At 39.0% G+C, this 13,738-nt stretch carries 11 protein-coding genes; 10 read left to right on the top strand and 1 reads right to left on the bottom strand.

Going from position 1 to position 13,738, the window contains the following annotated elements; all coding sequences use genetic code 11:
- Positions 1–92 precede the first annotated feature (92 nt).
- Positions 93–1,298: an AraC family transcriptional regulator gene (locus tag V1L66_RS18055; protein WP_036077145.1), complete on the bottom strand. Its 1,206-nt coding sequence runs from the start codon at positions 1,296–1,298 to the stop codon at positions 93–95.
- 202 nt (positions 1,299–1,500) lie between these two features.
- Here V1L66_RS18055 and V1L66_RS18050 point away from each other — a divergent pair, with 202 nt between their 5' ends.
- The 10 genes from V1L66_RS18050 (at position 1,501) to carB (ending at position 13,737) form a co-directional block, all read left to right on the top strand.
- Positions 1,501–1,836 (top strand): hypothetical protein, encoded by a 336-nt coding sequence (locus tag V1L66_RS18050; RefSeq protein WP_036077146.1) that lies wholly within the window; start codon positions 1,501–1,503, stop codon positions 1,834–1,836.
- A 24-nt stretch (positions 1,837–1,860) separates the two neighbouring features.
- The gene (locus V1L66_RS18045) at positions 1,861–3,429 is read left to right on the top strand and encodes a cation acetate symporter (RefSeq protein ID WP_016994242.1); all 1,569 of its coding nucleotides are present in this window, start codon (positions 1,861–1,863) and stop codon (positions 3,427–3,429) included.
- Between the two features lie 164 nt (positions 3,430–3,593).
- A complete protein-coding gene (gene lspA, locus V1L66_RS18040; protein ID WP_016994245.1) occupies positions 3,594–4,073 on the top strand; it encodes a signal peptidase II in 480 nt (159 codons plus the stop codon).
- Positions 4,070–4,981: an RluA family pseudouridine synthase gene (locus tag V1L66_RS18035; protein ID WP_016994246.1), complete on the top strand. Its 912-nt coding sequence runs from the start codon at positions 4,070–4,072 to the stop codon at positions 4,979–4,981. Before lspA ends, V1L66_RS18035 begins: the two co-directional genes overlap by 4 nt.
- Before the next feature lie 240 nt (positions 4,982–5,221).
- On the top strand, positions 5,222–5,770 hold the full coding sequence (gene pyrR, locus V1L66_RS18030) for a bifunctional pyr operon transcriptional regulator/uracil phosphoribosyltransferase PyrR (RefSeq protein WP_016994248.1): 549 nt from the start codon (positions 5,222–5,224) through the stop codon (positions 5,768–5,770).
- A gap of 14 nt (positions 5,771–5,784) precedes the next feature.
- Positions 5,785–7,095 carry a uracil-xanthine permease family protein gene (locus tag V1L66_RS18025; protein ID WP_016994250.1) on the top strand — a complete coding sequence of 437 codons (1,311 nt, stop codon included), beginning with the start codon at positions 5,785–5,787 and terminating at the stop codon, positions 7,093–7,095.
- A gap of 194 nt (positions 7,096–7,289) precedes the next feature.
- Positions 7,290–8,168: an aspartate carbamoyltransferase catalytic subunit gene (locus tag V1L66_RS18020; RefSeq protein WP_016994252.1), complete on the top strand. Its 879-nt coding sequence runs from the start codon at positions 7,290–7,292 to the stop codon at positions 8,166–8,168.
- Position 8,169: 1 nt separating this feature from the next.
- Positions 8,170–9,447 carry a dihydroorotase gene (locus tag V1L66_RS18015; RefSeq protein WP_103117551.1) on the top strand — a complete coding sequence of 426 codons (1,278 nt, stop codon included), beginning with the start codon at positions 8,170–8,172 and terminating at the stop codon, positions 9,445–9,447.
- Positions 9,447–10,547, top strand: coding sequence for a glutamine-hydrolyzing carbamoyl-phosphate synthase small subunit (gene carA / locus V1L66_RS18010; RefSeq protein ID WP_016994256.1), 1,101 nt, complete (start codon positions 9,447–9,449; stop codon positions 10,545–10,547). The genes V1L66_RS18015 and carA overlap by 1 nt, the downstream gene beginning before the upstream one ends.
- Positions 10,540–13,737, top strand: a complete 3,198-nt coding sequence (gene carB, locus V1L66_RS18005) for a carbamoyl-phosphate synthase large subunit (protein WP_333006117.1) — start codon at positions 10,540–10,542, stop codon at positions 13,735–13,737. The genes carA and carB overlap by 8 nt, the downstream gene beginning before the upstream one ends.
- Position 13,738 lies beyond the last annotated feature (1 nt).

Genomic DNA, 13,738 nt, shown 5'->3' with positions numbered 1-13,738 from the left:
ATAATAAGAATCTGCATTTTAATGTAGAGGATGTGCAAGTCTCCTTGATGGAGGCTTGCTTTTTTCATGGAAGTTTTGCAGATTCTTTTCCATTATTTAAATAAAATTTCTGTCGTATTGCGATAGTCCGTAGGAGAGATACCTACATATTTTTTAAAGGTTAAACTATAGTAATTTGGTGTATTGAAGCCACAGGTGAAGGAGATTTTTTCTATGGTGTAGTCGTACTTGCGTAAAAAAGGTAAGGTTTTGATAATACGTGTATAAGCAACATAGTCAACAAAATTGCGACCCGTTTCTTTTTTAAATAGTCTACTAAAATGAGTTGGGCTAAAGTTAATATATTTTGCAACATCACGAATGGTCAATTGTTCATCGTAATGTTCTTCAATATACTGGATAGCTTTTTGAAGCTGCTCATGTTTAGTTAAATCTTCGTAATATCTGATGTGTATATTATGAATAGGTGGTTTTCTACGTGCTTTTCTTGCCTGACTATAGGATTCCTTCACTTGCATAGCATCCTGAAATACACCCCCAACCCCCATAAAAAGATGAATAGAATAATCCCTTTTTAGTGTCTCGATCACCTCTAATAAACAGGCTTCACCCTCTGTCCAATGTTTAAAAGAGTTGTACTCAGACGGAATTCGCATGAGAAGTAATAAATAGCGTTCAAAATGTAAAAAGGATATTGAGGCCTTATCAGCAAAGTGCTGGCGAAAAACAGTTGTAATACGACTACTTGCATCATGTGGGAGAGCTCTCTTATTATCCCCATCAATATAGCCTTGAATTAAAAATACAATATTAGGAATACAGCTTGTCGATAAAAATGATGCAGATTGTATTATTTCTTGTTCATTGTCAATTTCTCCGCGGATCAGACGTTTTAAAAATGCTTCCCTGAATGGAGAGGTATGTTGTTGGGATACTTGTTGTGATAGCTCAAGCATTGTAAGTGTACTCGCCTTTTTTTCCTGATAGGACGTATACAGCTTTTTTACGATTCGCAAAAACTTTGATTTTTGTAATGGTTTTATGAGAAGTGCAGGTAAAGCTAATTCAATTGCTATACCAGTCGAGTAGGTAAGGTGTTCTGTAACAAACGGGACAATTATACTATTAGGATAATTTCTTTTTAATCGATTAATCTTTACCCAATCAAATAACCGATTGACTTCATAGACAATAATGACCTCATCTTCTGGCTTTGGCACTTTACATTCTTCTAAAGCGTTTGGTAAAACTTCTTTTAACCATTCACTCATTTGCTGCTTGTCAAATGAGCTTTCCATATACCATACCACCTTTAAAATGCTATCAGCTCCCTACGAATAAAAAGATAAAAATATTTTAACTTAAAATAGCAATTTTTTGTACTAATACAGCAATATTTTATATCTATATTGAAGTTGAAATAGAATAGAATAATTGTAGTGAATAATAATTTGAAATTTCAGACAATTATTCACTTATCAGAAAAGGGGGAGTTTGCTGATGGCGGAAGTAGGCAGTCATGATTATGACTATGTAGAAGCAGGAACAATTGATGTGAGAGATCTACCACCTTTAGATGCGACAACAAACAAAATTATGAAAGATGAATTTACTACAGGTTTAGGTTTAACGATATTTTATTTTATATTGATTTTTAGTATCCCTGTTATGAATTGGTTTGCGCCAGCATTTGCATTTAAGAAGATCTGGGGTGGTATGACAGTCACATGGTTTGTGACAACGATTGTAATGATGGCTATGGCATTTATTATTGCATATGTTCACACAGCCATGTACGAGAAACGTCTAAAAAAATACGATATAGCAAATAAGTAGTTGGAACAAAGGGGGAAATGTTGAATGATGGAAGCTCTATTAGAACCAAAGATGTTAATGACCATTGCTTTAATGGGAACAATTGTATACATTACGTATTTAACAAAAAGAAATGCAACAGCATCGGATTTCTTTGTAGGAGGCCGAAGCTTCGGATGGTTTACAAATGGTTCTGCTATCGGTGGGGATTACTTAAGTGCAGCAACATTCCTGGGCATCGCAGGTTTAACATTTCAACTTGGATATGATGGTGCTTATTATGCTTTTTGCTTCTCCATTGGGTTAACATTATTAGCGATTTTTGTGGCGGGTCCTTTAAGACGCTTTGGTGCGTTTACTGTTGCAGATTTTTTAGGCTATCGTTTTCACAGTAGACGAGCACGGCTTGTAGCAGTGGCAGTGGTTTTAGCTATTTCTGGTTTTTATGCAGCTCCCCAATTATTAGGTGCTGCACAAATTTTAAGTATGTTTTTTGGTACTTCTTATGAATTTGGCATTATTTTTACTTGTGTGGTAATGATTTTTTATGTAGGTATTGGAGGTATGAAAGGCACAACCATCAACCAAGCATTAGAGTTGTGGATTCGTCTTGGTGCGTTTATCGTGATGTTAATTGCAGCGGTTTATGGTGGTTTGCATTACGATAAAATTTTAGCAGCCATCCATTCATTTAGTGGTCCGATCACAGGCACTTCACCGTATGCCTTAGATGGCAATGAAATAAATTTTGATGGTGCTGCTTGGACAGGCACGGGCTTCTATTTCCCGACGTTCTGGCAAACCATTAGTATGACGATTGGATTAGCGCTAGGTACAATTGGACTTCCTCATATATTATTGCGCTTTTATACAAATCCAAGTGCTAAAGCAGCACGTAAATCTGCACTCATGGCCATTGGGATTGCAAGTGCATTCTTCTTGTTAGCTGTTTATTTAGGTGTTGTAGGTCGATCTATTTTCATTTCTGGAACAGCTAGTGAGGAAGTTATGCGTGATTTAGTGCTAGGTGGTAATAATATGGTTATTCCTACTACAGCCCTTGCACTAGGGGGCAAATGGCTACTAGGATTAGTTATAGCAGGAGCATTTGCAGCGATCTTCTCCAATCTTTCAGGGTTGTTTATTACAAGCTCAGGTGCACTAGCTCATGATTTATATGCCAATATCATGAAAAAGGATATTACACAAAAGCAACGAGTGATTGCTGGGAAAGTGGCTATTGTATTATTAGGTATTTTATATGGAGCATTGGGCTTACTTGTAAAAGATGCATCCATTGGTCATTTAGTGGCGCTCGCCTTTACTGTCGCTGCAAGTACATTTACACCAATATTTATTTTAGGTATTTGGTGGAGAGGCATGACAGAGAAGGGAGCCATTGCTGGATTATTAATAGGACTTGGCGTGTCGATGTGGATGATCTTTTTACCAGGAACGTTACCAAGCTTCTTGCAGTTTAAAATTCCAGGTATTGTGACTGTGCCTGTGGGTTTCTTATCTGTTATTATTGTGTCATTAATAGATCGTAAAGTACCTGCTGATGTAAATGACTTCATGAAGCGAGTACATTCAAAAGAATCTGAAACTGTCTAACCAATAAGTTATGGCTATTTCTATTGCGTAAACGTAATAGGGATAGCCTTTTTATATTTCTTGAAGAGATTTAGAATCAGCCATATTTAGATGTGATATTAGTTATTGTGAATGGTACTGTTATGGTAGAATAGGTAAGATGTTGAGTGAACGGAGGAATGTCTGTGTATAAATATTATGGATTAGCCGCTTTTGTCGTTTTATTGGATCAATGGACAAAATGGCTAATTGTGAAAAATATGGAATATGCTGAACGCATTGCTGTATGGGACCCATGGTTTGGTATTTTGTCTCATCGAAATAGAGGAGCAGCATGGGGGATGTTAGAGGGGCAAATGTGGCTGTTTAGTATTGTTACAGTTGCTGTTATCTGTGCGATTATCTATTTTTATCATAAAGAAGCAAAGGGAAAGCCTGTTTTTCAAGTCGGCTTAATGCTCTTGCTTGGTGGTGCAGTAGGAAACTTTATTGACCGTCTATTTAGAGGAGAAGTGGTCGATTTTGTAGATGTATTAATTCCAATTATTAACTATGATTTCCCTATTTTTAATGTAGCGGATGCTGCATTAACAATAGCGGTAGTTGTGCTGATGATTGGCTTAATTATGGAAGATAAAAAAGAGAAGAAACAGGTGAAACAATGACGCAAGTAACATATACAATCGAAGAACAGCAACAAGGAGAGCGCATTGATAAAGCACTTTCCAGCATACAATCTGAGTGGTCACGCACGCAAATTGGGAACTGGATTAGTGAGGGAGTCATTAAAGTAAACGGTGATGCTGTAAAGGCAAAATATAAGGTGAAAGCTGGTGACATCATCGCTATTGATGTACCAGAAGTGGAAGAATTGGATGTTGTCCCAGAAAATTTAGCTTTAGATATTGTTTATGAGGATGCAGATGTTCTTGTTGTGAATAAACCAAAGGGTATGGTGGTACATCCAGCACCGGGCCATATGGGAGGTACACTGGTAAATGGGTTAATGTATCATTGTAAGGACTTATCAGGGATTAATGGTGTACTACGACCAGGAATTGTCCATCGTATCGACAAAGATACATCGGGCTTATTGATGGTTGCTAAAAACGATACGGCTCATGAATCATTAGTCAATCAATTAGTTAATAAAACAGTTACTCGTAAATATATTGCTCTTGTCCACGGGCATATTGCACATGATAAGGGGACAATTGATGCGCCAATTGGACGTGATCAAAAAGATCGCCAAAAACAGGCAGTCGTTGATAATGGTAAACATGCTGTCACACACTTCCAAGTTGTTGAACGTTTTGGTGACTATACGCTAGTGGAATGCCGTTTAGAAACAGGACGTACACACCAAATTCGTGTGCATATGAATTATATTGGTTTCCCACTTGTTGGAGATCCAAAATATGGTCCGAAAAAGACAATCGACTTTGGTGGACAAGTTTTACATGCAGCGACTTTAGGATTTGATCATCCTTCATCTGGAGAATATTTGGAGTTTGAAACACCACTTCCTGCTGATTATGAACAATTATTAAATGATTTACGAAATAGGCATTGACGTATACGAAAAGAAAGTCTATACTAACGACAGTGAATGAACAACCTAACTAAATATTCACCTTTAATGGCAGTCCAGAGAGGCTGAGAAGGGACATGTGATAGTGTTGTGGAAATTTGTGCTGCAAATTTTTCCAACATGTTTTTTCGACACGTATACAACCCTCTCAGGCTATTCGCCTCGAGAGGTTTTTTTATGGACACATGGCCAACACTAGATTGAAGAGAGGAGGATAAGAATATGGCACAAAATGAATTATTAGATGGCCCATCAATGACACGAGCATTAACACGTATTGCCCATGAAATTATTGAACGTAATAAAGGAATTGATGAATGTATTTTAGTTGGCATTAAAACAAGAGGTGCCTTTCTAGCCAGACGTTTAGCACAGCGAATTGAAAAAATAGAAGGTAAACCAATTCGTACAGGGGAACTTGATATTACACTTTACCGAGATGATTTAACAACAAAACATGAAAACGAACAAGCACATGTAGAACAAGTTGATATCGAGTATCAAGTGAAAAATCAAAAGATCATCTTAGTAGATGATGTACTTTATACAGGTCGAACAGTACGTGCAGCTCTAGATGCTGTAATGGATTTAGGAAGACCTGCACAAATTCAGCTTGCCGTTCTAGTGGATAGAGGACATCGAGAGCTACCAATTAGAGCAGACTATGTGGGAAAAAACGTTCCAACTTCTGGCTCTGAGCGCATTGTTGTCAATTTACAGGAAGTTGACGGAGATGATTGCGTCATTATTTACAAAGAAGACGAACAATAAAGTGAGGAAACAGTATGTCAAATGCAGTTTTAGATATTAAGGATAAACCGACCCCGCTCCAGCTAGTGACATTAAGTTTCCAGCATATGTTTGCGATGTTTGGTTCAACGATTTTAGTACCGCAGTTAGTAGGACTTAGTCCAGCGATTGCCCTTTTAACAAGCGGAATTGCTACATTATTCTTCCTATTAATTACGAAATTCCAGGTACCCGCTTATTTAGGATCATCCTTCGCCTTTATTGCACCAATTTTACTTGCTGCAGGTGGTTTAAATGAAGACGGTTCAAGTGTAAACCCAGGCAATGCCATGATCGGTGCCATGGCTGTCGGCATTACGTACGGAATTGTATCCTTAATTATTTGGAAAAGTGGTTATAAGTGGATTATGAAAATCTTGCCACCGATTGTGGTAGGCCCAGTAATTATGGTAATTGGGCTTGGACTTTCTGGTACGGCTGTGAATATGGCGATGAATGTCAATGGAGAGTATAGCTTTTTACACTTCTCAGCTGCTTTAGTGACGGTCTTTACAGCTATCATCTTTACGATTTTCTTTAAAGGAATTTTAAGCACTATGCCAATTTTGATGGGTCTAATTGTAGGATACATTTACTCCATGCTGATCGACATAGTAGACTATACACCGATTGCTAAAGCAAAATTCTTCGCAATGCCTGATTTCTTACTACCAGGTGTGCATTATGAGTTTGAAATAACAACAAAAATTCTACTTATCATGGTGCCAATCGTAATTGTAACAATTTCGGAACATATTGGTCATCAACTAGTATTAGGAAAAGTAGTAGATCGGGATTATATTAAAGAGCCAGGACTACACCGTTCGCTACTAGGTGACGGGCTTGGTACATTTGTGAGTGCTTTAATCGGAGGTCCTCCGAAAACAACGTATGGTGAAAATATTGGTGTCCTAGCCATTACTCGAGTATACAGTATCTATGTTATTGCAGGGGCAGCAGTGGTTGCTATCTTACTATCATTCTTCGGGAAAGCAATGGCCGTAATTGCAACGATTCCAACCGCAGTACTTGGTGGAGTTTCCATCTTACTCTTCGGAATTATCGCAGCAAGTGGCTTACGTATGCTAGTAGATAATCATATTGATTTTGGTAACAGTCGTAACCTAGTAATTGCTTCAGTAATTTTAGTCATTGGTATTGGTGGTGCCAAGTTTGTAATCTCAGAATCATTGAGTGTGGAAGGAATGGCACTAGCAGCGATTATCGGTGTGCTATTAAATGCGATTCTACCAGGTAAAAAAGAAGCTGATATACCCGTACAATACAATCAAAATAAAGATTCATAGTAGTACCTTTTAATGAATTGTCCAGAGAGGCAAAAAAAGGGAAGTTGTGGACAGGCTGAAGTAGGATGTATGTCTTGCTGTAGTTTGTCACGCCTCCTCATGCCTCGTTGATGACATCAACGAGGCTTTTACTTTATATACAGAGGACGTCATACATAGACGTTCACGATTCACAACCTAATGGAGGTCACATGATGAAGAACTTATTATCGATGGAACATTTAACAACAGAAGAGATTAACCAAATCCTAGATCTTGCGCAAGCATTTGAAAATGGTGAAACATCATCGTTATCTCGAACATACAAAGTTGCCAATCTATTCTTTGAACCAAGTACTCGTACAAAAACAAGCTTTGAAATGGCAGAATACAAAATTGGCTGTCATGTTATTCCTTTTGATGCAGGGTTTTCGAGTGTTACGAAAGGGGAAACGATGTACGATACTGTCAAAACTTTAGAAATGATTGGTTTAGATGCTGTCATCATTCGAGCGTCAGAAGATGAGTATTACAATGAGCTGCTGGATGGTATTAATGTAGCGATTATTAATGCAGGGGACGGTGCTGGACAGCACCCTTCACAATCCTTATTGGATCTTTATACCATCAAAAAAGAGTTTGGCTATTTCGAGGGGTTGAATGTCACAATTGCTGGAGATATCTCACATAGTCGAGTAGCGAAATCAAATGCAACAGCATTACAAAATTTAGGGGCAAATGTTCATTTCCTTTGTCCGGAAGAATGGTCTGGCGGTTTTGAAGCGCACCATTCATGGGATAATCTGATCGAAATAAGTGATGTCATTATGTTACTACGTGTGCAACATGAACGTCATAAGGTAAATAAAAGCTTCTCAAAGGAAGGTTACCATCAAGAGTTTGGTTTAACAATTGAACGAGAAAAGCAAATGAAAGAATCAGCCATTATCATGCATCCAGCACCCGTCAATCGTGATGTCGAAATTGCTTCTGAGTTAGTCGAGTGTGATCGCTCTCGAATTTTTGAACAGGTGCGGAACGGTGTTTACACACGGATGGCTATTATGGAAACCATTTTAAAGGGGAGAGAATAACATGACAAAGGTACTTCAAAATGTACAAATGCTAGATGAACAAGGTGAATTGAAGACAGTCAATATTGCAATGGCAGACGGAAAGATTACGGCTATTGGTCAGGATGTAACTGTAGCAGGTGCAGAACTGATTGAAGGACATGGTTTAATCGTGGCACCAGGCTTTATCGATGTTCATACACATTTACGAGAGCCAGGATTTGAGCATAAGGAAACCATTGCAACAGGTTCGGCATCAGCAGCAAAAGGTGGCTTTACAACAATTTGCGCAATGCCTAATACAAAGCCAGTACCTGATTCAGTTGAAAACATGCAGCTCATCAATGGGCTCATTAAGGACAGCGCTGTTATTCGAGTACTCCCATATGGTTCCCTAACAAAGGATATATCGGGTGAGGTTCGAACAAATATCGAAGAATTAAAAGCACATGGAGCAGTAGCATTCTCAGATGATGGTGTTGGCATTCAGCTAGCCTCTACGATGTATGAGCAAATGAAAGATGCAGCCCAGCACGATATGGTCGTTGTAGCACATTGTGAGGACAACTCATTAATCTATGATGGTGTTATGCATGAAGGAAAGCGTAATAAAGAGCTAGGCCTCCCAGGAATACCTTCCATTTGTGAATCCGTACAAATTGCACGAGATGTACTACTTGCAGAAGCAGCAGGCGCTCGTTACCATGTTTGTCACGTATCGACGAAGGAATCAGTGCGTGCGGTCAGAGATGCAAAGGCTGCAGGAATCCGTGTCACAGCAGAAGTTTGTCCACATCATTTATTACTAGAAGAGATGGATATTCCATCTGATGATGCGAATTGGAAAATGAATCCACCATTACGCGCAGCGGATGATAAAGATTCTCTACATGCAGCACTACTTGATGGCACAATCGACTGCATTGCAACAGATCATGCGCCACACACAGTAGAAGAAAAATGCTGCGGTATGGTTGGCGCACCATTTGGTATTGTAGGTTTCGAAACAGCTTTCCCACTACTTTATACACAGTTTGTAGAAACAGGAAAGTGGACGTTAAAACAATTAGTTGATTGGATGACAGTGAAAGCAGCTGAGATTTTTGATCTGCCATATGGCACATTAGAAGTGGGTGCTTCAGCGGATATGATTTTAATTGATACTCAAAAAGAACAAACGATTGATGCAGAAGGCTTTGTATCAAAAGGTCGTAATACACCATTCAATGGCTGGGTGGCAAAGGGTTGGCCAGTACTAACGATTTTTGAAGGCAATATCGTATATCAGGAGGCAGAGTAATGAAAAAACGTTTACTAGTTTTAGAAGATGGCACAGTATTTACAGGTACAGCATTTGGTAGCGAGCGCGCTTCACAAGGTGAGGTTGTATTCACAACAGGGATGACGGGTTATCAGGAAACGATTTCAGATCCTTCATTCTATGGACAAATTGTCACTTTAACTTATCCTTTAGTTGGTAATTACGGCATTAACCGTGATGACTTTGAATCGATTACGCCAGCCATTCGTGGATTTGTTGTACGTGAATTAGCTAAAAATCCTTCGAATTTCCGCTGTGATTTAACTTTAGATGACTATTTGACATCAAAGGATATCCCAGGAATTGAAGGGATTGATACACGAAAATTAACACGTATTATTCGTAGTAAAGGTTCCGTAAAAGCGATTTTGACAGCTGCTGATGAAGAAGTAAATGTGGATGAAATTGTGGCACAATTACAAGCAACGCCAGCCATTACGCACCATGTTCGTGAAGTATCACCAAAAGCGGCCTACCCATCTCCAGGACGTGGTAAACGAGTTGTCCTAATTGATTATGGTATGAAGCATGGGATTTTACGTGAATTAAACAAACGTGATTGTGATGTGCTAGTAGTACCTTATAATACGTCAGCTGAGGAAATTTTAGCTTGGCATCCAGATGGCATCATGCTGTCGAATGGACCAGGAAATCCTGAAGATGTTCAAGAAGGCATTGAAACAGTACGTAACTTAATTGGAAAAGTGCCAATGTTCGGTATTTGTTTAGGCCATCAAATCTTTTCTTTAGCAAGTGGTGCGAAAGCCTTTAAATTACCGTTTGGACACCGTGGTGGTAACCATCCAGTAAAAGATTTACGCACAGGTCGTACAGATTTAACATCTCAGAACCATGGCTATGCGATCGATATCGAATCATTGAAAGATACTGATTTAGAATTAACACATATCGCGTTAAATGATGGAACATGTGAAGGTGTGCGTCATAAAAAATATCCAATTTTCACTGTGCAATATCACCCAGAAGCATCACCAGGTCCAGAAGATTCAAACCACTTATTTGATGAATTCATCGAAATGATGGAAGTAGAAGCAGGGAAGGGGAAACAACATGCCTAAACGTACAGATATTGAAACTATTTTAGTAATCGGCTCAGGCCCAATTGTTATCGGACAAGCAGCAGAATTTGACTATGCAGGAACACAAGCATGTCTTTCATTAAAAGAAGAGGGCTACCGCGTTATTTTAATCAACTCAAACCCTGCTACAATCATGACAGATACAGAAATTGCAGACAAAGTCTATATTGAGCCAATTTCTCTTGATTTTGTATCGCGTATATTACGTAAAGAACGCCCAGACGCGATTTTACCAACACTTGGTGGTCAAACGGGCCTAAATATGGCGATCGAATTAGACAAATCAGGTATTCTAGATGAGCTTGGGATTGAAATTCTTGGTACTAAATTAGATGCCATCCATAAAGCAGAGGACCGTGATTTATTCCGTAATTTAATGTATGAGCTAGGAGCTCCAGTTCCTGAATCTGATATTATTCATAACTTAGATGAAGCGAAAAGATTTGTTGCGAAAATTGGCTATCCTGTTATTGTTCGACCTGCCTTTACACTTGGCGGTACAGGGGGCGGTATTTGCTACAACGATCAAGACTTAGAAGAGATTGTGACATCGGGTTTAAAATATTCACCTGTAACGCAATGTCTATTAGAGAAATCAATCGCAGGCTATAAAGAGATTGAATACGAAGTAATGCGTGATGCAGCTGACAATGCCATCGTTGTATGTAACATGGAAAACGTTGACCCAGTAGGGATTCATACAGGTGACTCAATCGTTGTTGCACCAACGCAAACACTATCTGATCGCGAAAACCAAATGCTACGTAATATTTCACTCGATATTATTCGCGCATTAAAAATTGAAGGTGGCTGTAACGTACAGCTTGCACTTGATCCATATAGCTTTAATTACTATGTGATTGAAGTAAATCCACGTGTCTCTCGTTCATCTGCATTAGCATCAAAAGCAACAGGTTATCCAATTGCTAAGCTAGCAGCTAAAATTGCAGTAGGCTTAACGTTAGATGAAATTAAGAACCCTGTAACAGGCTCAACATATGCTTGTTTTGAGCCTGCACTGGACTATATCGTAGCAAAAATTCCTCGCTGGCCATTCGATAAATTCGAATCTGCTAAACGTAATCTTGGTACGCAAATGAAAGCGACTGGTGAAGTAATGGCGTTAGGTCGTACTTTTGAGGAAGCTATGCTAAAAGCGGTTCGTTCTCTTGAGACAGGTCAAGTACATTTAGAGTTAAAACATGCTGAAGAAAATTCAGATTCTTGGATTGAAAAACGTATTCGCAAGGCTGGGGATGAACGTCTATTCTTCATCGGTGAAGCTTTACGTCGAGGTGTAACAATTGAACAAATTCATGAATGGTCAGCAATCGATCTATTCTTCTTAAATAAGTTTAAAAATATTGTGGATATGGAACAAACACTTGCTGACAATAAGAATGACAAAGACGTACTTCGAACAGCTAAACGTTTAGGCTTTGCAGATAAGAAAATTGCTGAACTTTGGGAAACGACACCAGAAGATCTTTACGCTTATCGTAAAGAGCATGGCATTATGCCGGTCTATAAAATGGTGGATACATGTGCAGCAGAATTTGAATCAGAAACACCATATTTCTATGGCACATATGAAGACGAAAATGAATCGATTAAGTCAGAAAAACCTTCTGTTGTGGTACTTGGTTCAGGTCCAATCCGTATCGGACAAGGGGTAGAATTTGACTATGCCACTGTACACTCAGTATGGGCGATTCAAGAAGCGGGTTATGAAGCAATCATCATCAACTCAAATCCAGAAACGGTGTCAACAGACTTCTCAATTTCCGATAAGTTATACTTTGAACCATTAACAATTGAGGACGTTATGCATATTATCGACTTAGAACAACCAATTGGTGTTGTTGTTCAATTTGGTGGTCAAACGGCTATCAACCTTGCTGATAAATTAGCTGCTAATGGCGTGAAAATCCTAGGTACATCTCTTGAGGATATTGACCGTGCAGAAAACCGAGATAAATTTGAGCAGGCGCTACGTGAATTAGATATTCCACAACCTCAAGGAGAAACAGCGGTTTCTACAGAGGAAGCTCTTGCCATTGGTGAGCGTCTAGGCTTCCCAGTGCTTGTTCGCCCTTCTTATGTACTTGGTGGACGTGCTATGGAAATTGTTTATAATCAAGAAGAATTACAGCACTATATGGAAAATGCAGTAGAGGCATCTCCAGATCATCCAGTATTAGTAGACCGTTACTTAACAGGTCAGGAAATTGAAGTAGATGCTATCTGTGACGGTGAGAATGTGTTAATTCCAGGAATTATGGAGCATATCGAGCGTGCAGGAGTTCACTCTGGTGACTCAATCTCTGTTTACCCACCGCAAAAATTAACACAGGCACAAAAAGATACATTAGTTGACTATACAACTCGTCTTGCGAAGGGGCTAGGCATCATCGGCTTAATGAACATTCAATATGTTATTTCACAAAACGAAGTATTTGTCATCGAGGTAAATCCACGTTCATCACGTACAGTACCGTTCCTAAGTAAGATTACAAATATTCCAATGGCTAATATTGCAACAAAAGCAATCCTTGGCAAATCCATTGTAGAGCAAGGCTATCCAACAGGCTTAGCAGCGGAGCAAAAAGGCGTATTTGTAAAAGTACCAGTGTTCTCATTCGCTAAATTACGTCGTGTAGACATTACATTAGGACCTGAAATGAAATCTACTGGTGAAGTAATGGGGAAAGATGCAACATTAGAAAAAGCTCTTTATAAAGGGTTAGTTGCAGCAGGTATGGAAATACGAACAGAAGGTACTGTATTATTCACTGTGTCTGATAAAGATAAGGAAGAAGCGATTGCATTAGCAAAACGCTTCTCAACAGTAGGCTATCGCATTGTAGCTACTGAAGGTACAGCAAAAGCATTTGAAGCAGCAGGCGTAAGAACGGATGTAGTAGGTAAGATCGGGGCGAAAGGACAAACATTGATTGACCTTATTCAAAATGGGGAAGCTCAGCTTGTTGTCAATACATTAACAAAAGGCAAGCAACCAGCTCGTGACGGCTTCCGAATTCGTCGTGAGTCTGTAGAAAATGGTGTACCTTGTCTAACATCTCTAGATACAGCAGAAGCAATGGTACGTGTTATCGAATCTATGACATTTACAGCAGAACAAATGCCAAAAGCGGAGGTAGTACACTAAT

It is taken from the genome of Lysinibacillus sp. IITD104 (genome assembly GCF_036698265.2).
GTDB lineage: Bacteria > Bacillota > Bacilli > Bacillales_A > Planococcaceae > Lysinibacillus > Lysinibacillus boronitolerans.
The sequence above is the reverse complement of the archived record's forward strand: the minus strand, read 5'-3'. Positions and strand labels throughout refer to the sequence as shown.